Source organism: Pseudoxanthomonas sp. YR558 (genome assembly GCF_900116385.1).
GTDB lineage: Bacteria > Pseudomonadota > Gammaproteobacteria > Xanthomonadales > Xanthomonadaceae > Pseudoxanthomonas_A.
Genome location: NZ_FPCI01000001.1, coordinates 1,671,073 through 1,693,587, shown reverse-complemented (window position 1 = coordinate 1,693,587; position 22,515 = coordinate 1,671,073). Strand labels below are relative to the sequence as shown.

Below are 22,515 nucleotides of genomic sequence, written 5' to 3'. Positions count from 1 at the left end.
AATACTAGACTACTCGGTTCGATATTTATACTATACCGGCAAGTCCACTAATTGAAATGCCCACGGAGCGGTTTATGCGCCAGATGCGCTGGAACGGAGTGTTCGGGATGCTGCTGCTGGGCCTTGCGGCCTGCAGCGCGGAAAAGCCGGCGGAAACGGCACGCCCTGCGCTGGTCGTGCAACCGGGCGGCGGCGCGGACGCTGCCTTGTCGGCGTACGCCGGCGAGGTGCGCGCCCGCGAGGAAAGCCCTCTGTCGTTCCGCGTTGGCGGCAATCTCGTCCGACGCAATGTCGATGCCGGCGCACGCGTGCAGAAGGGCGAGGTGCTGGCCCTGCTCGACCCGGGCGATTTCGCGCTACAGGCGCAGGCCGCGCAGGCGCAGCTGGCCGCCGCCGAGGCCGACCTGGTACGCGCGCGCGGTGATCGCGACCGCTACGCGAAGCTGGTAGGCGACAAGCTGATCAGCCAGTCCGCCTACGACGCGCAGGTCGCGGCGTACAAGGCCGCCGAAGGCCAGGCGCGCGCAGCGCGTGCGCAGATGGACGTGATGCGCAACCAGGAAGGTTATTCGCAGCTGCGCGCACCGCGCGACGGCGTGATCGCCAGCCGGCAGGCCGAAGCGGGCCAGGTGGTCGCCGCAGGCCAGACGGTGTTCACGCTGGCCGCCGATGGCGGTCGCGAAGTCGCGATCGGTCTTCCGGAAAACCGCATTCGCGAATTCAGCGTGGGCCAGCCGGTCGTCATCGAACTGTGGAATGCCCCCGGCCAGCGCCTGCCCGGCGCCATCCGCGAGATCGCGCCGGCGGCGGACGCGCAGACGCGCACCTATGGCGCCCGCGTGAGCCTGGTCGGCGATGCGGTCCAGCAGGTCGAGTTGGGCCAGAGCGCACGTGTCTACGTGCAGGAGAACGGCACCAAGGCGGCATTGAAACTCCCGCTCTCGGCCGTGCAGCGTGGCGAAGACGGCAAGACGTCGGTCTGGATCGTCGATCCGGCGAGCGGCAAGGTCCGTGCGCAGGTCGTGCAACTCGGTCGTTACGGCGAGTCTTCGGTGCCGGTGCTCGGTGGCCTCAAGGCGACCGACTGGGTCGTGGCCGCGGGTGGCCACCTGCTGCGCGAGGGCCAGGTCGTCGCGCCGGTGGACCGCAACAATCGGCCGCTGAAGCTCGCGGCCGGTGGCGGCACCGCCAACATCGCCTCGCGCTCGGAGTAACGGCATGCGCCGCTTCAATCTCTCCGAGTGGGCGCTGACCAACCGCAGCCTCGTGCTGTTCGGCATGATCCTGCTGGGCATCATCGGTGCGTGGTCGTACAAGCACCTGGGCCAATCCGAAGATCCGCCCTTCACCTTCAAGGCGATGGTCGTGCGCACGGTATGGCCGGGCGCGACCGCCGAAGAAGTCTCGCAGCAGGTCACCGAACGCGTCGAGAAGGCGTTGATGACCACCGGCAACTACGAGTTCATCCGCTCGTACTCGCGGCCGGGCGAGTCGCAGGTGATCTTCATGGCACGCGACTCCATGAAGTCCAAGGAGATCCCGGACCTCTGGTACCAGGTGCGCAAGAAGGTCGGCGACATCCGCGCCACGCTACCCAGTGGGGTGGTCGGCCCGTTCTTCAACGATGAGTTCGGCGACACCTTCGGCAACATCTATGCGTTGACCGGTGAGGGCTTCGACTACGCGGTGATGAAGGATTACGCCGACCGCATCCAACTCGAACTCCAGCGCGTGGACGATGTCGGCAAGGTCGAACTGGTCGGCCTGCAGGACGAGAAGATCTGGATCGAGTTGTCCAATACCAAGCTGGCCACGCTGGGCATCCCGCTGAGCGCGGTGCAGCAGGCGCTTGAAGAGCAGAACGCGATGACGCCCGCCGGCTTCTTCGAAACTGCCAGCGACCGCGTGCAACTGCGCGTCAGCGGCGAGTTCGATTCGGTCGACGAGATCCGCGAATTCCCGATCCGTGCCGGCGGCCGCACCGTGAAGCTGGGCGACATCGCCGAGATCAAGCGCGGCTTCGCCGATCCCGCCGCACCGCGCATGCGCTTCATGGGCCAGCCCGGCATCGGCATCGCGGTGGCGATGAAGGACGGCGGCGACATCCTCAAGCTCGGCGCGACCCTCGAAGCGGAGTTCCAGCGACTGCAGAAGACGCTGCCTCTCGGCATGGAACTGCGCAAGGTGTCCGACCAGCCGGCGGCCGTCGAAGACTCCGTGGGCGAGTTCGTCCGCGTGCTCGCGGAAGCCGTCATCATCGTGCTGCTGGTCAGCTTCTTCTCGCTGGGTCTGCGCACCGGTCTGGTGGTGGCGGTGTCGATCCCGCTGGTGCTGGCGATGACGTTCGCGGTGATGCACTACTTCGGCATCGGCCTGCACAAGATCTCGCTGGGCGCGCTCGTGCTCGCGCTGGGCCTGCTGGTCGACGACGCGATCATCGCGGTCGAGATGATGGCCATCAAGATGGAGCAGGGCTTCGACCGCTTGAAGGCGGCGAGCTTCGCTTACGAGTCGACCGCGTTCCCGATGCTCACCGGTACGCTGGTGACGGCGGCCGGCTTCCTGCCGATCGCGACGGCGGCATCGAGCACAGGCGAATACACACGTTCGCTGTTCCAGGTGGTGACGATCGCCCTTGTCGTCTCGTGGATTGCCGCCGTGTTGTTCATCCCCTACCTGGGCGACAAGATGCTGCCCGATCTGGGCAATCCGCAGCCGCCGAAACCCGGTTCGCTCGCCGCGCGCTGGCACGGGTTCCGCGCGCGCCTGGCGGATCGCTGGCCGCAGTACGCGATAGTGCTCGCGCCGAAGGCGCACGATGCGCACGACCACAACCCGTACCACACGCCGTTCTACCAGCGCTTCCGCGGGTGGCTGGAATTCTGCCTGCGCCATCGCTGGCTGGTGATCGGCGTGACGGTGGCGGCGTTCGTGGCATCGCTGGCGCTGTTCCGCTTCGTGCCGCAGCAGTTCTTCCCGGATTCGGTGCGCCCCGAGCTGATGGTGGACCTGGAGCTGGCCGAAGGCAGCTCGCTGAAGTCGACCGACGCGCAGGCGCGCAAGCTGGAGAAGCTGCTGGCCGCGCGCGAAGGCGTGCAGAACTACGTGTCGTACATCGGCACCGGTTCGCCGCGCTTCTACCTGCCGCTCGACCAGCAGCTGCCGCAGGCGAACTTCTCCCAGTTCGTGGTGTTGACCGAAGACATCGAATCCCGTGAAGGCACCCGCCATTGGCTGATCGACGAGGTCGCGCCGCAGTTCCCCGAGCTGCAGTTCCGCGTGACGCGGTTGGAGAACGGTCCGCCGGTCGGCTATCCGGTGCAGTTCCGGGTGTCCGGCGAGCACATCGACCGCGTGCAGGCGCTGGCGCGCCAGGTGGCCGAGAAGGTGCGCGCGAATCCGCACGTCACCAACGTCAACCTGGACTGGAGCGAGCCCAGCAAGATCGTCCGCCTGGAAATCGACCAGGATCGCGCACGTGCGCTGGGTGTCAGCACGTCGCAGGTGTCGCATTTCCTGTCGGGTTCGCTGTCCGGCCTGAGCGTCAGTACCTACCGCGAAGGCAATGAACTCGTCGAGATCCTGCTGCGTGGACCCGACGACGAGCGCGCACGACTCGACCTGCTCGGCAGCCTGGCGGTGCCGACCGGCAACGGCGGCAGCGTGCCGCTGTCGCAGGTCGCGAACCTGGAGTATGCGTTCGAGGACGGCATCATCTGGCACCGCGACCGCCTGCCCACCGTCACCGTGCGCGCCGACCTCAATAGCGACGACGTGACGCCGCCCACCGTGGTCCAGCAGATCCTGCCGACCCTGGACGAGGTGCGCACGCAACTGCCGCAGGGCTACCTGCTGGAAACCGGCGGTACCGTCGAGGATTCCGGACGCGGGCAGAAGTCCATCGCCGCCGGCATGCCGCTATTCCTGCTCGTGGTCACCACGCTGCTGATGCTGCAGCTGCGCAGCTTCTCGCGGGTGTCGCTGGTACTGCTGACGGCGCCGCTGGGCCTGATCGGCGTAACCCTGGCGCTACTGGTGTTCCGCGTGCCGTTCGGCTTCGTGGCGATGCTGGGCACGATCGCGCTGGCCGGCATGATCATGCGCAACTCGGTGATCCTGGTGGACCAGATCGACCAGGACATCCAGGCGGGGCACGATCGCTGGCACGCGATCATCGATGCGACGGTGCGGCGCTTCCGTCCCATCGTGCTGACGGCCCTGGCGGCTGTGTTGGCGATGATTCCGCTTTCGCGCAGCGCGTTCTTCGGCCCGATGGCGGTGGCGATCATGGGCGGCTTGACCGTGGCCACCGTGCTGACGCTGTTCTTCCTGCCGGCGCTGTATGCGGCATGGTTCAAGGTGAAGCCGGTCGAGAGCGCCTGAGGATGTGCGCGGGCGTCGGCCCGCGTCCTCCCGTCATCGCGTGGCGAAGCGCAGCCCGGCCTCGCCTTCGCCGACGGTCTCCGGATCGGTGACCAGCGCGTTCTCGAACCCGCCTCCGCTGCCGTTGTAGAGCAGGAAGACGGGCTTCTCGTTGCGCAGCAGGTCGATCGCGTTGGCGAAGTCGTCCAGGTGGTAATGCAGCTGCGGCTGCGTCCCGTTGAGGCCGTCGGCCGGCAGCGTGGCGCCGTTGGGATGGAACACCAACTGGCCGATGTAGGCGCCGCCGGCCATCAGGCCGATGCGGCGGTCGAAGCGGTTGGCCGAGTAAATGACGTGGTACTTCTCGATCTGCGTGGTCGGCATCGTCCCTGTCCTTGCGTGAGCCCCTGTTCCCTGTCGAACGCAGGGGCGCACGCGATCAGGTCAACGCCGGTCAGTCGCGCAGGTCCGCCACATAGCAATGCGCCTGCATCTGCTCGATGACGGCTTGGGCGGCGACCTGCGTGGAGACGCCGCGGCCGCCGGTGGCGAGGTCGTTGGTGAAGACCTGCGCATTCAATGCCGCGTCCACCGCGCGTTCGATGCAGTCGGCTTCTTCGTGCAGGCCCAGCGAGTGGCGCAGCAACAGCGCGCAGCTGAGGATGGTGGCGTAGGGATTGGCGATCCCCTTGCCGGCGATGTCCGGCGCGGAGCCGTGGATGGGTTCGTACAGCCCGACCTTGCCGTCGCCCAGCGAGGCGGACGGCAGCAGGCCCAGCGAGCCGGCCAGCATCGAGGCTTCGTCGGTCAGGATGTCGCCGAACATGTTCTCGGTGACGATCACGTCGTACTCGCGCGGCTTGGCCAGCAGGTGCATCGCCATCGAATCGACCAGCTGGTGCTCCAGTTTCACGTCGGGGAATTCCTCGCGGCCGATCCGCGAGGCGACATCGCGCCACAGGCGTGACGTTTCCAGCACGTTGGCCTTGTCCACCGACACCAGATAGCTGCGGCGCTGGCGCGCCAACTTGAACGCACTGCGCACGACGCGCTCGATCTCGGTGACCGAATAGCTGCACAGGTCGCTGGCGCCGCGCGCATCGCGGGTCTTCTCGCCGAAGTAGATGCCGCCGGTGAGTTCGCGCACGACCACGATGTCCACGCCGGTGAGCAGGTGCGGCTTGATCGGCGATGCATTCAGCGCGGCCGGATGCGGACGCACCGGTCGCAGGTTGGCGAACAGGCCCAGGCCCTTGCGCAGCGCCAGCAGGCCCTGCTCGGGGCGCACCTTCGCGTTCGGATCCGACCACTTCGGTCCGCCGACCGCGCCCAACAGCACGGCGTTCGCCTGCTGGCAGCCCTGCAGCGTCGCCTGCGGCAGCGGTTCGCCGTGGCGGTCGATGGCGATGCCACCGATGTCGTATTCGTGGAAGTCGAAGCTGTGGCCGTGGCGGCGCGCCAGCGTGCGCAGCACGTTGACGGCGGCGGCGGTCACTTCGGGACCGATGCCGTCCCCTGGCAGTACGGCGATGTCAGCGTGCATGGCGGGTGGCCTCGTAGGTTTCGATATCGGTATGGCGGGCCAGCAGGTAGCCCAGTTCGTCCACGCCTTCCAGCAGGCAGGTCTGCGCGAAGGCATCCAGCGGGAAGCCGAAGACGGAACCGTCGGGTGCGCGCAGTTCGCGCGCCGCGACATCAATGGTCAGCTCGTCGTCCGGTCGTTCCATCAGCGACTGCACGATCTCCTCGGGCAGCACGATGGGCAGCAGGCCGTTCTTCAGGCTGTTGTTGCGGAAGATGTCGGCGATCTCGCTGCTGACGATGGCGCGCAGGCCGAGATCGGTCAGCGCCCACGGGGCGTGCTCGCGCGAGGAACCGCAGCCGAAGTTGCGGCCGGCGAGCAGGATGCTGCGGCCCTGGTTCTCGGGCTGGTTGAACGGGAACGCCGGATTCGGCGAGCCGTCTGCCTGCCAGCGCCAATCGTTGAACGCATTCTTGCCCAGGCCGGCGCGCTCGGTCGTGGAGAGAAAGCGCGCGGGAATGATCTGATCGGTATCGATGTTGGACTGCGCCAACAGCACGCTCTTCGAGCGCAACTCGCGGAAGCCGGCCATCACGCCACCTCCTTGCGTGCGTCGAACAGCTCGCGCGGATCGCTGACGTGTCCATTCACCGCGGCCCACGCCGCCGTCAGCGGCGATGCGAGCAGCGTGCGCGCACCGGGGCCTTGCCGGCCCTCGAAATTCCGGTTGCTGGTGCTCACGGCCAGCTGGCCGGGCGCGACCAGGTCGCCGTTCATCGCGATGCACATCGAGCAACCCGGCTCGCGCCATTCGGCGCCGGCCTCGCGCACGATGCGGTCGATGCCCTCGGCCTCGGCCTCGCGCTTGACGATCTCCGAGCCCGGCACGACCAGCATACGCACTCCGGCTGCGACCTTGCGGCCCCGCAACACCTGCGCGACTTCGCGCATGTCGCGCAGGCGGCCGTTGGTGCACGAGCCGACGAACACGACGTCCACCGGCGTGCCCGCCACCGCATGGCCGGCGCTCAATCGCATGTAGTCCAGGCCCTTCTGGTCCGCCGCATCGGCGGGTGCCGGAATCGGCGCGTCCACCGCGATCGCAGTGCCGGGATGCGTGCCCCAGGTCAGGGTGGGGCGGATCTCGGCGGCATCCACGCGGACTTCCGCATCGAACACCGCGCCCTCGTCGGTGCGCAGCGTCTTCCAGTAGGCGACGGCGGTATCGAAGGCGTCGCCCTTCGGGCCGCGCGGCGTGTTCGCCACCCAGTCGAGCGTGGTCTGGTCGGGCGCGACCATGCCGGCGCGCGCGCCGGCTTCGATGGACATGTTGCACAGGGTCATGCGCTGCTCCATGTCCAGCGCCTCGATCGCGCTGCCGCGGAACTCCAGCACGTGGCCGGTGCCGCCGTTGACGCCGATCCTGCCGATCACGTGCAGCACGATGTCCTTCGCGCCGACACCGGGCGCGAGCGTGCCGTCGACGGTGATGCTCATCGTCTTCGGCCGGCGCTGCAGCAGGCATTGCGTGGCCAGCACGTGGCCGACTTCGCTGGTACCGATGCCGAAGGCCAGCGAGCCGAACGCGCCATGCGTGCTGGTGTGGCTGTCGCCGCAGACGATGGTCATGCCCGGCAGGGTGAAGCCCTGCTCGGGGGCGATGACATGGACGATGCCGCGGTTCGGCGAGTCCATGTCGAACAGTTCGATGCCGTAGTCGGCGCAGTTGCGCGCCAATGTTTCCACCTGCGTCTCGGCGGCCTTCGTGTAGTACGGCAGCTTGCCGTCAGCGCCGGCCGGCAGGGTGGGCGTGGAATGGTCCATCGTCGCTTTCGTGCGATCCGGGCGGCGCGGCGACAGGCCACGCGCCTTGAGCTCGGTGAAGGCTTGTGGCGACGTGACCTCGTGGATCAGGTGCAGGTCGATGTAGAGCACGGCGGGGGCTGCGTCGGTCTCGGGGACGACGACGTGGGCTTCCCACAGTTTGTCGAACAGGGTGCGTGGCGCGGTCATGCGGATTCCGGTGGTGCGTTGGACGGGGTGGAAAACGGGGTAGCGCTTCAGGCGGCCGCTGCTTCCTGCTTCTCGACGCGGCGCTGGCGCAGCAGCCGGTTGGCGACATCCAGCCAGGCCAGCGCGCTGGCCTCGATGATGTCCTTGCTGGTGCCCGTGCCTTCGTACTCCTCGCCGTCGCAACGTACCGACAGGCTGGCTTCGCCACGCGCGTCCGCGCCGATGCCAACGCTGTGCACCTGGTAGCTCTCCAACTGCAGCTGCACGCCGGTGGCGGCCGCCAATGCGCTGAACAGCGCATCGACCGGTCCGTTGCCCTGCGCGGTCTCGGAGACGCGGTTGCCGTCCGGGTCGGACAACTCGACCAGCGCGTTGGCGCGGCTTCCCACGTCGCTGATGGTCATCGAGGCCAGGCGATAACCGTCGCTGACGGCGGCATCCTGCATCAGTGCCTGCAGGTCGGCATCGCCGACTACGCGCTGCTTCTCGCACAGCGTCTTGAACTGTTCGAACACCAGCTTCAGTTCGTCCTCTTCCAGCCAGTAGCCCAGCGCACGCAGGCGCTGTTCCACCGCGGCGCGGCCGCTGTGGCGGCCCAGCACCATCTGCGACGACGGCCAGCCCACATCCTGCGGCTGCATGATCTCGTAGGTGCCGCGGTGGCGCAGCATGCCGTGCTGGTGGATGCCGGACTCGTGGGCGAACGCATTGGCGCCGACGATGGCCTTGTTGCGCTGGACCGGCATGCCGACCAGGCGCGACAGCAGCTGCGACGTGGGCACGATGCGGCGGGTATCGATGCGCGTATCCAGGTTATAGAAGGCATTGCGGACCTTCAGCGCCATCACCAGCTCCTCGATGGCGCAGTTGCCCGCGCGTTCGCCGATGCCGTTGATCGATCCTTCCACCTGGCGCGCGCCGCCCTCGATGGCCGCCAGCGAGTTCGCGACCGCCAGCCCCAGGTCGTTGTGGCAGTGGGCGCTGAACACCACTTTGTCGGCACCGGGCACGCGGGCGATCGCGCGCTCGAACATGCCGCGGATCTCTTCCGGCGTGGTGAAGCCCACCGTATCCGGCAGGTTGATGGTGGTCGCGCCGGCGGAAATGGCGGTGGCGATCGCCTCGTGCAGGAAGTCCTCCTCGGTGCGGGTCGCGTCTTCGGCGGAGAACTCGATGTCGTCGATATGGCCGCGTGCCATGCGCACGTGCTTGTCGATGGATTCCAGCACCTGTTCGCGGCTCATCCGCAGCTTGTGCTCGCGATGCAGCGGGCTGGTGGACAGGAACAGGTGCAGCCGCGGCCTCGCGGCGGCGGTCACCGTGCGCAGCGAGGTCTCGATGTCGGTGGCCAGGCAGCGCGACAGCACGACCAGCGTGGTGTCGCGCAGCTCGCGGGCGATCAGCGCATGCGCTTCGCGGTCGGACTGCGAGCTCGCCGGGAAGCCGGTCTCGATCGCGTCCACGCCCAGGTCGGCCAGGCCGCGCGCCATGACCAGCTTCTGTTGCGGCGTCATGCTGCAGCCGGGGGATTGCTCGCCATCGCGCAACGTCGTGTCGAAGATGCGGATCTGCGTCGGGGAAGGATGGGTTGGCGTGTTCACCAGATGGGTTCCTCGTGTACTTCTGTTTCCGTGATGGGCGCTTCGAATCGGCGCGCACCGGTCTTTGCAGGGGAAAGGGTCGTGGCCGCGCGTGGTGCGCGGCCCTTGGCAGGCGAGGGCTCGCCCTCGGCATTGCGGCGGCGCGGCTTGCGCGGCGGACGCGGCCGCACGTCGGACAGCAGCTGTGCCAGCACGGTGGCGTCGATGTTGCCGCCCGACACCACGGCGCATTTGCGCTTGCCGGCCACGCGCCGGCCCGCGGCCAGCGCTAGCGCGCCGGCGCCTTCGGCGATCAGGTTTTCTTCCAGCGCCAACCGCACCAGCGTTTCGCGCAGTTCGGCTTCGCGCACGGTCACCACGTCGTCCAGCAACTGCGTGCACAGGCGACGGGTGATGAAGCCGGGCACCTTCACCCGGACGCCATCGGCCAGCGAGGCGACGGGATCCTTCGGTGCGGTGTCGCCCTTCATCGCGCGGATCATGGAATCCACGCCTTCGACCTGCGCGCCGACCACGCGCACGCCTTGCGATTTCAGCGCCAGCGCCACGCCCGAGGCCAGCCCGCCACCGCCGATCGGCACGATGACGACATCCGGGGTGTACGGTGCGATCTCGATGCCGACCGTGCCCTGGCCCGCGATCACGTCCGGATCGTCGAAGGCGGACAGGAAGCGGTAGCCATTCTGCTCGGCCAGTTCCTTCGCGAAGGCGAAGGCTTCGTCGTAGCTGTCGCCGTGCTGGCGCACGGTGGCGCCCCAGTGCGCGACACCGGCGATCTTGGTTTCCGGTGCGCCATGCGGCATCACCGTGATGGCCTGCACGCCCAGGCGGTATGCAGCCCAGGCCAGGCCCTGCGCATGATTGCCGGCCGACGCGGCGATCACGGGACGACGGTCGCCGCGCTCGCGGGCGGCCAGCAGCGCGTTCAACGCGCCGCGGACCTTGTAGGAACCCGTGCGCTGCAGGTTCTCCAGCTTCAGCATCACGCCGAAGCGTTCCGCATGGTGCAGCGGGGTGGGCGGCAGGTAACGACGCAGCCGCGCCTGCGCCGCCAGTACGTCGGCCACGGTGACGACGACGTCGCCTACGTCCGGTTCGTTGCTGGCGGGGGCGCGGCCGGCATCAGGCATCGCGGCACGCGAACGGCTGATGTCGAAGAAGACGCCTCCGGACCGCGACGACCGCGTTGGCGGGTGCGGCTTTCATGCGGCGCGGTCCTGGGGGCGACGATCCCGGCTCAGTTCCTGCACGGCGCTGAAGGACAGTTCCTCGACATCGTAGATTTTCAGCAGTTGCTGGCGCAGCGTCTCCGGCGCGCGGGTGCTGTCGATCACCAGCGCCAGTGCCCAATAGCCTTCGCCGTCGTGGGTGGCATGCACCGCGTGCGGCGGAAAGCCACGGCGCTCGATCATGCCCAGCACGCGCAGCAGGGCGCCCTCCGCGGGTTTGAGCTTGAGTTCAAGCCGGTAACGCATTCTTTTTCTCCGTGCCGTCGGCCGCGACGGCAGGCTCGGCGGATGGTTTCGCGGGATTGGCATCCAGCATCGAACTGTTGGCGTGGTTCGGCGGCACCAGCGGCCAGACGTTCGCCTTGATGTCGATGGTGACGTGCAACAGGGCGGGCCCGGGCTGTGCCAGCAGGTCGGCCAACGCGTCCTCGACCTCGTCGCGCAGGTCGATGTGGCGCGCCGGGATGCCGAACACGCGCGCCAGCGCGGCGAAATCCGGGTTGTCGGACAGATCGATCTCGCTGTAGCGCTCGGCGAAGAACAGTTCCTGCCACTGCCGCACCATGCCCAGTGCGCTGTTGTCGATCAGTACGATCTTCACCGGCAGCTTGCAGCGGGCAATGGTCGCCAGCTCCTGCACGTTCATCATGAAGCCGCCATCGCCGTTGACCAGGATGACGGTGCGGTCCGGACAGGCGAACTGCGCGCCCATCGCCGCGGGCAGGCCGAAGCCCATCGTGCCCAGCGCGCCGCTGGTCAGGTGGTTGCGCGGGTGGGTGAACTTGCAGTGCTGTGCCACCCACATCTGGTGCTGGCCCACGTCGCACGCGATGATCGCGTCGGCCGGCGCGACTTCGCTCAGCCGCTTCAGCAGGCCGGGTGCGTAGATGTCGCTGCCAGGCGCGTCGTAGCGGAAGCCGAAACGCTCGCGATTGCCCACGCAGCGCTTGCGCCATTCATCGCAGGTGCTGCGTGCCGCCGTCAGCGCCTTCAGGCTGGCGCCCACGTCGCCGGGAACGGCGATGTCGGCCGTGCGCAGCTTGCCGATCTCGTAAGCGTCGGCGTCCACGTGCAGCACGCGGGCGAACGGGGCGAACTCGGCCAGCTTGCCGGTGGCGCGGTCGTCGAAGCGCGCGCCGACCACGATCAGCAGGTCCGATTCCTGCACCGCCATGTTGGCCGCGCGGGTGCCGTGCATGCCCAGCATGCCGAGGTAATGCGGATGGTTGGCGGGCAGCGCGCCCAAGCCGCGCAGCGTCAGCACGGTAGGGATCTTCGTCGCATCGACGAACTGGCGGAACGCGTCCACCGCGTCGGCAATGCCGATGCCGCCGCCCCCGTAGATGACCGGCTTCTCGGCGCCGGCGATGGCGGCCAGCGCATCGGCCAGCCTCGCGTCTTCCGGTGCCGAGATCGGATCGACGCTGGCCGGCACATGGTCGGGCAGATGCGAGGCGTCGGACATCTGCACGTCTTTCGGCAGGTCGATCAGCACCGGGCCGGGGCGGCCCTCGCGCGCGATGCGGAAGGCTTCGCGCACCATCTCCGGCAGGTCGTCCACGCGCCGGGCGACGAAGCTGTGCTTCACGATCGGCAGGGTCAGGCCGAACACGTCCAGTTCCTGGAACGCGTCGGTGCCCATCAGCGTGGTGGCGACCTGGCCGGTCAGGCAGACCATCGGCACCGAGTCCAGCATCGCATCGGCGATGCCGGTCACCAGGTTGGACGCGCCGGGGCCGGAGGTGGCCACGCACACGCCCACCTTGCCGCTGGCGCGGGCGTACCCGTTCGCGGCCAGCGCCGCGCCCTGCTCATGGCGTACCAGGATGTGCTTGAGGTTGGAGTCTACCAGTGCGTCGTAGAACGGCATGATGGTGCCGCCGGGATAGCCGAACAGCGTGTCCACGCCCTCGGCTTCCAGGGCGTGGGCCAGCCAGCGGGCGCCATTGCGTGGGGCAGTGGCCGCGGCGGCGTTCATGCGGCGGCCTGCTCGTCTGTATCGGGTTGCGCGGCATTGGCCTGCAGCCACACCATCTTCGCGCGCAGTTCCTTGCCGACCTTCTCGATCGGGTGGTCCTTGTCGGCCTGCTGGAACTTCTTGTAGTTCGGCAGGCCCGCGTCGTACTCGGCCTGCCAGTTGCGGGTGAAGGTGCCGTTCTGGATGTCGGTCAGCACGTCCTTCATGCGCGCCTTCACCGAGGCGTCGATGACGCGCGGGCCGCTGACGAAGTCGCCGTACTGCGCGGTCTCGGAGATGAACTCCAGCATGCGGGTGATGCCGCCTTCGTAGAACAGGTCGACGATCAGCTTCAGCTCGTGCAGCACTTCGTAGTACGCGATCTCGGGCTGATAGCCGGCTTCCACCAGCGTCTCGAAGCCGGCCTGCACCAGCGACGAGGCGCCGCCGCACAGCACGGCCTGCTCGCCGAACAGGTCGGTTTCGGTCTCTTCCTTGAACGTGGTCTTGATGATGTTGGCACGTGCGCCGCCCAGGCCGCCGGCGTAGGCCAGAGCAAACTGCTCGGCCTGGCCGCTCTTGTCCTGGTAGATGGCGTAGATGCAGGGCACGCCACGGCCGATTTCGTATTCGCGACGCACCAGCGCGCCCGGGCCCTTCGGCGCCACCAGCACCACGTCCAGGTCGGCGCGCGGTTCGATCATGCCGAAGTGGACGTTGAGGCCGTGCGCGAACAGCAGCACGGCACCCTGCTTCATGTTCGGCGCCAGCACGTCGGCGTAGAGCTTCTTCTGCACCATGTCCGGCGTCAGCACCGCGACCAGGTCGGCGTCCTTCACTGCGTCGGCGACCGCTTTCACCACGAAGCCGTCGGCCTGTGCCTTCGCTTCGGTCGGGCCACCCGGGCGCAGGCCGACGGTCACGTCGAAGCCGGAATCGCGCAGGTTCAGCGCATGCGCGCGGCCCTGGCTGCCGTAGCCGACGACGGTGATCTTGGGATGCGGGAGAGCGTTGGCGGTGGTCATGGCGCGGGTTTTCCTGAGGGTTGATGGGGAATCGAGGGGGCTTAAACAAAAAACCCCGCACTTCTCAGTGCGGGGTTTTGCGAATCTGGCGTTTCTGCTGCTTACACGCCGGTCCGTCCCGCACTTGTGGGCGAGGTAATAAGGACGAGTACGAGGAAAGACGCCGCAGCGGATGCGGTGGGGTCGTTCGTCGTGGGCGTGTGGCGTTGCAACATGCGGCAAGAGAAACATGCCGCTCCAAACCGTGTCAAGCGCTTTTCCGTCGTTTGCGACGATCGGATGATTTCAGTCGAGATGGTTGCAACTGAAACCTAGAAAACGCCGCAGAATCAGGCTCCCCACGCTGTCGCAACGTCGGCTGTTTCCATGCCCGAATACCGTTCCAAGACCTCCACCCATGGCCGCAACATGGCCGGTGCCCGTGCGCTGTGGCGCGCGACCGGCATGAAGGACGAGGACTTCCACAAGCCCATCGTCGCGGTGGCCAACTCCTTCACCCAATTCGTTCCAGGGCATGTGCACCTGAAGGATCTGGGGCAATTGGTTGCACGTGAAATCGAACGGGTCGGCGGGGTCGCCAAGGAGTTCGACACCATCGCCGTCGACGACGGCATCGCGATGGGCCACGACGGCATGCTGTACTCGCTGCCGTCGCGCGAAGTGATCGCCGACTCGGTCGAGTACATGGTCAACGCACATTGCGCCGACGCGCTGGTGTGCATCTCCAACTGCGACAAGATCACCCCCGGCATGCTGATGGCGGCGTTGCGCCTCAACATCCCCACCGTGTTCGTGTCCGGCGGGCCGATGGAAGCGGGCAAGACGCGACTGGCCGACCACAAGCTCGATCTGGTCGATGCGATGGTGATGGCGGCCGACCCGAACGTGTCCGATGAGGAAGTCGCGGCGGTCGAGCGCAGCGCGTGCCCCACCTGCGGCTCCTGCAGCGGCATGTTCACCGCCAACTCGATGAACTGCCTGACCGAAGCGCTCGGCCTGTCGCTGCCGGGCAACGGCACCGTGGTCGCGACCCATGCCGATCGCGAAAAACTGTTCAAGCGCGCCGGCGTGCTGGCCGTCGAGCTGTGCCACCGTTGGTACGGTGGTGAAGACGCGACGGCGTTGCCGCGCGGCATCGCCACGTTCGAGGCATTCGAGAACGCGATGACGCTGGACATCGCGATGGGCGGTTCCACCAACACCATCCTGCATTTGCTGGCTGCGGCGCAGGAGGGCGAGGTGCCGTTCGACATGCGCGACATCGATCGCCTGTCGCGACGCGTGCCGCAGTTGTGCAAGGTGGCGCCGAACACGCAGAAGTACCACATCGAGGACGTGCACCGCGCCGGCGGCATCATGGCGATCCTAGGCGAACTGGCGCGCGGCGGCCTGCTGCATACCGGGGTCGCCACCGTACACGCGAAGTCGCTCGGCGATGCAATCGCGAAGTGGGACGTCACGACCAACGACGATGACGCGGTCACGACTTTCTACAAGGCGGGTCCGGCCGGCATCCCCACCCAGGTGGCCTTCAGCCAGGCCACGCGCTGGCCGTCGCTGGACACCGATCGTGCCGAAGGGTGCATCCGCAGTGTCGAGCATGCGTTCTCGCAGGAGGGCGGCCTGGCGGTGCTCTACGGCAACATCGCCCGCGACGGCTGCGTGGTGAAGACCGCGGGCGTGGACGAGTCGATCCATGTCTTCGAAGGTACCGCGCGCGTGTTCGAAAGCCAGGACGCGGCGGTGGCCGGCATCCTCGGCGACGAGGTCAAGGCGGGCGACGTGGTCGTCATCCGTTACGAAGGCCCCAAGGGTGGGCCCGGCATGCAGGAGATGCTGTACCCGACCAGCTACCTGAAATCGAAAGGGCTCGGGAAGCAGTGCGCGCTGCTGACCGATGGCCGGTTCTCGGGCGGCACCTCCGGCCTGTCTATCGGTCATGCATCGCCGGAAGCCGCCGCGGGCGGTGCGATCGGCCTGGTGCGCGATGGCGACCGCATCCGCATCGATATTCCGCAGCGTGCCATCGCGCTGCTGGTCTCCGACGACGAACTGGCGGTGCGCCGCGCCGAGCAGGACGTGAAGGGCTGGAAGCCGGCGCAACCGCGTACGCGCAAGGTCAGCACCGCATTGAAGGCGTACGCCCTGCTCGCGACCAGTGCCGACAAGGGTGCGGTACGCGACAAGCAGTTGCTGGATGGTGTCTGATAGCGGGATGACCCGCGTCTTCCTGTTCGTCGTCCTGTCGCTGCTGTCCGTCCTGCCCGCGTGGGCGCAGGAGACGCCGCCGCGGCCGTGGGTGATTGCGACCTACGCTTATCCGCAACGCGACCGGGCGGCGGCGATCCAACCCTTGGCCGACTATCTGGGGCTACGCGCGCGGCACCCGGTGCAGCTCCGCCTGTTCGACTCGCCGACTGCGCTCGTCGATGCGCTGCGGCGTGGTGACGTCGACGTGGCCGTACCCAACCTGCATGGGTACCTGCAGGCGCGGCGCGCTAGCGAAACGCTGACGACCCTGCCCGTGCCGCAGGTGCCGGCGCTGCAGGCGGACCGCTACCGCGCCGTGCTCATCGCCCGGCAAGGACTGGAGGCGCCGGGTGAGCTGGAACGGCAGGCGAAGACCCTGCGCCTGGTGCTCGTCGGCCGCGATTCGGCCTCCGGTGGTTTCGTGCCGGTGCGCGAACTGCGCCGCCGCGGTCTGGAGCCTGCAAAGGCCTTCAGTCGACTCGCGTATGCCGGCTCACATGCGGCGGCCCTGGACGCCGTGGCGAGCGGTCGCGCGGATGTGGCCGCGCTGGCGGCGGATGTTTATGACGCAGGGCGCCCGGCCGGCGTGGTCGAACTCTGGCGCTCCGACCCCATTCCACCCGGCCCGCTGCTGTGCCGCCCCGCGGCCGACGTGCCGTGCCAGCAGTTCGCGGCCTGGCTGCTTGAAGCCCATGACGAAGCCCCGTCGGTGGTGGCCGCGTTGCGCGTGGGCTGGCCGGAGTTCGGGGATGCGACGATCTTCGTTCCTGCGTCCGCCGGCTTGCTGACGCCCGCACTGCTCGACTGAATACGCCCAGCGACATTGTTGTGGTCTAATTCGCGCCGAAGCGGGGGTATCGCCGGTCTGGCCGGTGATTGAGACAGACCCTTCGAACCTGATCCGGTTGAGACCGGCGTAGGGAAGCTTCGCAGGATGCGCCGTGTTGCCGTGTCGCCCTCCGTGGGCCTGGGATCCGTCCGCCGCCGCGCCGCCGCTTCGTCCGTGATGCGAATCCTCGCGTCCCATTATGCGAATCCCTCGCAAGAGCCCGCACATCCATGTGCGGGGATTCAAAAAGGACGAAGCCGATGAATGCCATTCCCAAGCCCGCCGCCGATCTGCTGCAACAGACCGGACAGCTCTCCGAGTCCGTGACGCGCCCGATCCCGGGCTCGCGGAAGATCTTCGTCGAAGGCTCGCGCGCGGACCTGCAGGTGCCGATGCGCGAGATCGCGCTGACGCAGACGCCGACCATCTTCGGCGGCGAAACGAACCCGCCGGTCACGGTGTACGACACCTCGGGCCCCTACACCGATCCCGATGCCCGCATCGACCTGGCCGCGGGCCTGCCGGCGTTGCGCGCGAAGTGGATCGAGGAGCGCGGCGACACCGAGGAGCTTTCCGCGCTGAGTTCGGATTTCGGTCGCGCGCGCGAGCACGATGCCAAGCTCGATGCCGTGCGTTTCCCCAGCCGCGTGTTGCCACGCCGGGCCAAGGCGGGCGCGAACGTCAGTCAGATGCACTACGCCAGGCGCGGCATCATCACCCCGGAGATGGAGTACGTCGCGATCCGCGAGAACCAGCGGCTCGACGCCGTGCGCGAGGCGCACCTGCTGTCGCAGCATCCGGGCGAGAGTTTCGGCGCGAACATCCAGAAGTTCATCACGCCGGAATTCGTCCGCGACGAGATCGCGCGCGGACGCGCGATCCTGCCGAACAACATCAACCATCCGGAAAGCGAGCCGATGATCATCGGCCGCAACTTCCTGACCAAGATCAACGCCAACATCGGCAACTCGGCAGTGTCCTCGGGCATCGCCGAGGAAGTGGAGAAACTGGTGTGGTCGATCCGCTGGGGCGGCGACACGGTGATGGACCTGTCTACCGGCAAGCACATCCATGAGACGCGCGAGTGGATCATCCGCAACTCGCCGGTGCCGATCGGCACGGTACCGATCTACCAGGCGCTGGAGAAGGTCGATGGCCGCGCCGAGGCGCTGACGTGGGAAATTTTCCGCGACACGCTGATCGAACAGGCCGAGCAGGGCGTGGATTACTTCACCATCCACGCTGGCGTACTGCTGCGCCACGTGCCGCTGACGGCCAAGCGCGTGACCGGCATCGTCTCGCGCGGCGGCTCGATCATGGCCAAGTGGTGCCTGGCGCACCACAAGGAAAACTTCCTCTACACGCACTTTGAAGACATCTGCGACATCATGAAGGCCTACGACGTGGCCTTCTCGCTGGGTGACGGTCTGCGCCCCGGCTGCATTGCCGATGCCAACGACGCCGCGCAGTTCGGCGAGCTGGAAGCGCTCGGTGAGCTGACCAAGATCGCGTGGAAGCACGACGTGCAATGCATGATCGAAGGCCCCGGTCACGTGCCGATGCAGCTGATCAAGGAAAACATGGACAAGCAGCTGCGCGAATGCGGCGAGGCGCCGTTCTACACGCTGGGACCGCTGACCACCGACATCGCGCCGGGCTACGACCACATCACCAGCGCGATCGGTGCGGCGATGATCGGCTGGTACGGCACGGCGATGCTCTGTTACGTGACGCCGAAGGAGCACCTGGGCCTACCCAACCGCCAGGATGTGCGCGACGGCATCATGGCGTACAAGATCGCGGCCCACGCGGCCGACCTGGCCAAGGGCCACCCCGGTGCCCAAGTCCGCGACAACGCACTGAGCAAGGCAAGATTCGAATTCCGCTGGGAGGACCAGTTTCATCTCGGCCTGGATCCGGAGAAGGCCAAGGAGTTCCACGACGAGACCCTGCCCAAGGACGCGCACAAGCTGGCGCACTTCTGCAGCATGTGCGGCCCGCACTTCTGCAGCATGAAGATCACCCAGGACGTGCGCGACTACGCGGCAGAGCACGGCGTGGACGAGCAGCAGGCGTTGGCCGACGGCATGGCGGAGAAGTCGGCGGAGTTCCTCGCCCAGGGCGCGCAGGTGTATCGTCAAGGCTGAACCGGGGGGCGGATCCGTGCGACGGATCGACCCGGGACTGCGTAGAAGAGGGAAACGGGCCGCCATGGGTGGCGGCCCGCACCGAACTTCCGGAGACCTGCCATGACCCTGATCGCCCGCCTGACCTGCCGCACTCTGTTGCTGGCCGCCACGCTCGTGCTGGCGGCCTGCGCCACCGGCCCGCGCGTCACCAGCGACGTCGACCCATCCGCCAACTTCACCCAGTACCGCACGTTTGCGTTCTACACACCGCTGGCGATCGAAAGCCAAGGCTACGCCACGCTGACCAGCGGGCGCACCAAGGACGCGGCGCGTGCGCAGATGGAGGCGCGAGGCTACGTGTATGACGAGAAGTCGCCCGACCTGTGGGTGAACCTCAACGCGTACATGCAGGAAAAAACCGACGTAGTGAGCACGCCGGAAGTCGACTACGACTACTACTACAGCTACCGCGCGCGGCGGTACTTCGCCGTGCCGTACTGGCGCGACCGTACCGACGTCTACAAGTACACCGAGGGTACGCTCAACGTGGATCTGGTGGACGCGAAGCAGAATCGCCTGGTCTGGACGGGCGTCGCAGTCGGCCGCGTCGGCCGCACCAAGCCTGAGGAGCGTGGCGCGAAGATCGATGCGGCTGTCGCGGAGATTTTCCTGCGCTATCCGTACCGTGCCGGCAGCGGCACCGCGGCGGTGACGCCATGAAGGGTAGCGGCAGCGGTATCGCGAAAGCGGGTATCGGCTTCGGCACGGCGCTGGCGATCACCATCTCCTGGAGCGCCAACAAGTCGCTGCTGTGGGCGGTGATCCACGGCGTGCTGTCGTGGGTCTACGTGGTCTACTACGCGCTGGTCTACCACTTCAAATGAAGGCTGCCGCATGACGATGCCCTTGGCGTGGCTACGCTGGCTGGTCACGGCGCGGCGTCATCCCTGCGCTTTTCTGTTGATCGTGCAGCTGGCGGGCATCCTGCTGTACCCCGTGATGGAAGACACTCAGGCGGGCCGTGCATTGTTCGGCGCGTTCGGCATCCTGGTGCTCGCGCTGGCCCTGTGGGTGGTCAATCGCAGTGCGGCGGTGAACTGGATCGCCTGGTCGCTTGCCGTGCCATCGGTGCTGCTGTCGGTGTCGGCGGCCCTGTTCGATTTACCCTCGCTGGGCATCTATGCCCACTTGCTGGAGAGCGGCTTGTACTTCTATACGGCCGGCAGCCTGATCTCCTACATGCTGCAGGACCATTCGGTCACCAGCGACGAACTGTTCGCCGCCGGCGCCACGTTCACGCTGCTCGCCTGGGCGTTCGCATTTGCGTTTTCCGTATGCCAACAGTGGTACCCGGGTAGCTTCACGGCCGCCGTGGACCCCACCTCGGCGCGCAGTTGGATGGAACTGCTGTTCCTGAGCTTCAGCCTGCTCTCGGGCGTCGGCCTGAGCGACGTGGTGCCGATCCTGCCGCAGGCCCGGGCGTTGGTGATGCTCGAGCAGTTTGCCGGCGTGATGTACATCGCCGTTGTCGTGTCGCGCCTGATCGGCCTGACGATGCTGCGCATCAAGCCGGTCGTACGGGACCGGGACTGAGCCTCTGCCGGTATCATCCGCGGGCAAGTACCACACCGCCCGCTTCCGGAAGCCCCCATGAAACTGCAGGTCCCTTTCATCCAGCTCCCCATCCAGTTCGACGCCGCCGCCCTCCTGGCCGAGGTTGCGGCGATCGAAGAGAGTGCGTGGCGAGGCCGGACGACGCGGGATGATGGCAATAGCGCGCTGACCCTGATCACGACCGACGGCGACCCCACCAGCGATGCGCTTTCAGGGCACATGCGCCCCACGCCCTGGCTGGAACGGTGTCCCTATCTGGGCCAGGTGTTGGAAACGATCGGTGCTACCTGGGGGCGTGCACGCCTGATGCGCCTGAATGGCCAGGCGGAAGTGAAGGCGCACGTCGACATCAATTACTACTGGCGCGAACGGATGCGCGTGCACATCCCGATCGTCACCACGCCGGGCGTCCGTTTCCAGTGCGGCGATGCCGAGATCAACATGGGCGCCGGCGAGTGCTGGATCTTCGACACGTGGCGGCGCCACCGCGTGCTCAACGAAGGCAATGCGCAGCGGATCCATCTGGTGGCGGACACCGTGGGCGGCGAGCGTTTCTGGGACCTGCTTTCCGAAGGGCGTGCGCCCGGCCAGGCCTACCAAGGGGAGTGGCGCCCGCGTCTGCAACCGCCTGTTCCGGGCAAGCGCGCGCAACTCGATTTCGAGCACATCAACGCGCCGGTGGTGATGTCGCCGTGGGAAATTCGCGAGCACATGGTGTTCCTGCTTGGCGAGAGCGTGGCGGACCCGAGATTGGGCGCGATCCAGGCCGCGCTGCTGCGCTTTTCCCGGCGTTGGCAGGCCCTGTGGGCGTGTTACGGAGAGGACGTGGCGGGCCGACCCCGCTACCAGGCCCTGCTCGAGGCCGCCAAGCGGGAGCTGCTGGCCTTGGGCGCCGACAAGATCGACTTGCGCAACGACGTCGGGTTCTGGCATGCGCTGAATTCGCATGTCTTCGACATGGCGTTGTCCGATGAAAGTCGACCCGCGCAGATGGATGTGCATGGTCAGCCCGATGTGCATGCGGGCGCGGTAGCGGTTCCCGATGCGCCTGCGCTGCCGCGTGTGACGACGTCGGCGTCCTCGCGGGCCAAGCCGCGACTGGAGCGCCCCGTCTTCATCGTCAGTCCGCCGCGATCGGGTTCGACGCTGTTGTTCGAAACGCTCGCGGGTGCGCCGCAGGTCTACACGATCGGCGATGAGAGCCACCAGCTGATCGAAGGCGTGAATGGTCTAGCGCCCGAACAGCGGGGTTACCACTCCAACCAGCTTGGCGAGGACGATGCCACGCTTGCGGTCGTGCAGGAGTTGCAGGGGCGCTTCCAGAACGCGCTGCGCGACCGCGAGGGCCGGACGCCGGAGGGTGGGTCGGCCGTGCGCATGCTGGAAAAGACACCGAAGAACGCGTTGCGCATTCCGTTCCTGAAGGCGGTGTTCCCGGACGCCAGATTCATCTATCTGCACCGGGACCCGCGGCAGGTATGGGGCAGCATGATCGACGGATGGACGTCGGGGCGGTTCCGCATGTACACGTTGCCCGACTGGAAGGGTCCCACATGGTCTTTCCTGCTCACGCCGGGTTGGCAGGCCTTGAACGGACAACCGCTCGGCGAGATCGTGGCACGCCAGTGGGAAACCGCCACGCGCATCATGCTGGACGATCTGGACGCGCTGCCGGGGGACGACCGGACGTCGGTCGATTACGGCCGCTTCCTTGCCGATCCGCAGGGCGAGGCGCGCCGCCTCAGTGAGTGGGCCGGCTGGTCCTGGGACCGGGAGTTGGGAGCGCAGCTACCGCTCTCGCGCTATACGCTCTCGCAACCCGATCCGGACAAGTGGCGCCGGCACGCGGCGGACATCGAGCCGCGCTTGGCGAAGTGGCGCACGACAATCGACCGCGCCGCTCGCGCCGCAGGCCTATGACAAACACCAAGAAACAGAAAGGCCGCCCAAGGGCGGCCTTTCTGTTCCTGCAACGCGGAGGCGC

Annotated in this window: 18 protein-coding genes and 1 riboswitch; of the genes, 9 read left to right on the top strand and 9 right to left on the bottom strand. The window is 67.2% G+C overall.

What is annotated here, in order from left to right; all coding sequences use genetic code 11:
- The first annotated feature begins 74 nt into the window (after nucleotides 1-74).
- Both BM365_RS08120 and BM365_RS08115 read left to right on the top strand, forming a co-directional pair.
- Nucleotides 75-1,214: an efflux RND transporter periplasmic adaptor subunit gene (locus tag BM365_RS08120; protein WP_093488149.1), complete on the top strand. Its 1,140-nt coding sequence runs from the start codon at nucleotides 75-77 to the stop codon at nucleotides 1,212-1,214.
- Between the two features lie 4 nt (nucleotides 1,215-1,218).
- Nucleotides 1,219-4,383, top strand: a complete 3,165-nt coding sequence (locus BM365_RS08115) for an efflux RND transporter permease subunit (protein WP_093488147.1) — start codon at nucleotides 1,219-1,221, stop codon at nucleotides 4,381-4,383.
- A 33-nt stretch (nucleotides 4,384-4,416) separates the two neighbouring features.
- On the opposite strand, the gene BM365_RS08110 is transcribed toward BM365_RS08115, so the two are convergent.
- The 9 genes from BM365_RS08110 to ilvC all read right to left on the bottom strand — a co-directional run bounded on the left by BM365_RS08110 (nucleotide 4,417) and on the right by ilvC (nucleotide 13,709).
- Nucleotides 4,417-4,746, bottom strand: coding sequence for a hypothetical protein (locus BM365_RS08110; protein ID WP_093488145.1), 330 nt, complete (start codon nucleotides 4,744-4,746; stop codon nucleotides 4,417-4,419).
- Nucleotides 4,747-4,816: 70 nt separating this feature from the next.
- A complete protein-coding gene (gene leuB / locus BM365_RS08105; protein ID WP_093488143.1) occupies nucleotides 4,817-5,905 on the bottom strand; it encodes a 3-isopropylmalate dehydrogenase in 1,089 nt (362 codons plus the stop codon).
- Complete coding sequence (gene leuD, locus BM365_RS08100) at nucleotides 5,895-6,476, bottom strand: 3-isopropylmalate dehydratase small subunit (protein ID WP_093488141.1); 582 nt, start codon at nucleotides 6,474-6,476, stop codon at nucleotides 5,895-5,897. Before leuD ends, leuB begins: the two co-directional genes overlap by 11 nt.
- Nucleotides 6,476-7,897, bottom strand: coding sequence for a 3-isopropylmalate dehydratase large subunit (gene leuC / locus BM365_RS08095; RefSeq protein ID WP_093488139.1), 1,422 nt, complete (start codon nucleotides 7,895-7,897; stop codon nucleotides 6,476-6,478). Before leuC ends, leuD begins: the two co-directional genes overlap by 1 nt.
- 47 nt (nucleotides 7,898-7,944) lie before the next feature.
- Entirely contained in the window at nucleotides 7,945-9,498 is a 1,554-nt protein-coding gene (locus BM365_RS08090) for a 2-isopropylmalate synthase (RefSeq protein ID WP_093488137.1), read from the bottom strand.
- Nucleotides 9,495-10,628, bottom strand: coding sequence for a threonine dehydratase (locus BM365_RS08085; protein ID WP_093488135.1), 1,134 nt, complete (start codon nucleotides 10,626-10,628; stop codon nucleotides 9,495-9,497). The genes BM365_RS08090 and BM365_RS08085 overlap by 4 nt, the downstream gene beginning before the upstream one ends.
- Nucleotides 10,629-10,700: 72 nt before the next feature.
- The gene (locus BM365_RS08080; protein ID WP_093488133.1) at nucleotides 10,701-10,973 is read right to left on the bottom strand and encodes an ACT domain-containing protein; all 273 of its coding nucleotides are present in this window, start codon (nucleotides 10,971-10,973) and stop codon (nucleotides 10,701-10,703) included.
- Nucleotides 10,957-12,705 carry an acetolactate synthase 2 catalytic subunit gene (ilvG, locus tag BM365_RS08075; RefSeq protein ID WP_093488131.1) on the bottom strand — a complete coding sequence of 583 codons (1,749 nt, stop codon included), beginning with the start codon at nucleotides 12,703-12,705 and terminating at the stop codon, nucleotides 10,957-10,959. Before ilvG ends, BM365_RS08080 begins: the two co-directional genes overlap by 17 nt.
- Nucleotides 12,702-13,709 carry a ketol-acid reductoisomerase gene (gene ilvC / locus BM365_RS08070; protein ID WP_093488129.1) on the bottom strand — a complete coding sequence of 336 codons (1,008 nt, stop codon included), beginning with the start codon at nucleotides 13,707-13,709 and terminating at the stop codon, nucleotides 12,702-12,704. The genes ilvG and ilvC overlap by 4 nt, the downstream gene beginning before the upstream one ends.
- A 366-nt stretch (nucleotides 13,710-14,075) precedes the next feature.
- Here ilvC and ilvD point away from each other — a divergent pair, with 366 nt between their 5' ends.
- From ilvD to BM365_RS08040, 7 genes are all read left to right on the top strand, one after another.
- Nucleotides 14,076-15,917 (top strand): dihydroxy-acid dehydratase, encoded by a 1,842-nt coding sequence (gene ilvD / locus BM365_RS08065; RefSeq protein ID WP_093488127.1) that lies wholly within the window; start codon nucleotides 14,076-14,078, stop codon nucleotides 15,915-15,917.
- A 7-nt stretch (nucleotides 15,918-15,924) separates the two neighbouring features.
- The gene (locus tag BM365_RS08060; RefSeq protein WP_158253536.1) at nucleotides 15,925-16,767 is read left to right on the top strand and encodes a phosphate/phosphite/phosphonate ABC transporter substrate-binding protein; all 843 of its coding nucleotides are present in this window, start codon (nucleotides 15,925-15,927) and stop codon (nucleotides 16,765-16,767) included.
- A gap of 32 nt (nucleotides 16,768-16,799) precedes the next feature.
- Nucleotides 16,800-16,900, top strand: a riboswitch (TPP riboswitch).
- 148 nt (nucleotides 16,901-17,048) lie between these two features.
- Nucleotides 17,049-18,935, top strand: a complete 1,887-nt coding sequence (thiC, locus tag BM365_RS08055) for a phosphomethylpyrimidine synthase ThiC (RefSeq protein ID WP_093488123.1) — start codon at nucleotides 17,049-17,051, stop codon at nucleotides 18,933-18,935.
- Nucleotides 18,936-19,037: 102 nt separating this feature from the next.
- Complete coding sequence (locus BM365_RS08050) at nucleotides 19,038-19,637, top strand: DUF4136 domain-containing protein (protein WP_093488121.1); 600 nt, start codon at nucleotides 19,038-19,040, stop codon at nucleotides 19,635-19,637.
- Complete coding sequence (locus tag BM365_RS17985) at nucleotides 19,634-19,801, top strand: hypothetical protein (protein ID WP_175502053.1); 168 nt, start codon at nucleotides 19,634-19,636, stop codon at nucleotides 19,799-19,801. The genes BM365_RS08050 and BM365_RS17985 overlap by 4 nt, the downstream gene beginning before the upstream one ends.
- Before the next feature lie 16 nt (nucleotides 19,802-19,817).
- The gene (locus BM365_RS08045) at nucleotides 19,818-20,510 is read left to right on the top strand and encodes an ion channel (RefSeq protein WP_093489600.1); all 693 of its coding nucleotides are present in this window, start codon (nucleotides 19,818-19,820) and stop codon (nucleotides 20,508-20,510) included.
- A 57-nt stretch (nucleotides 20,511-20,567) separates the two neighbouring features.
- Nucleotides 20,568-22,451, top strand: a complete 1,884-nt coding sequence (locus BM365_RS08040) for a sulfotransferase (RefSeq protein WP_093488119.1) — start codon at nucleotides 20,568-20,570, stop codon at nucleotides 22,449-22,451.
- Nucleotides 22,452-22,515 lie beyond the last annotated feature (64 nt).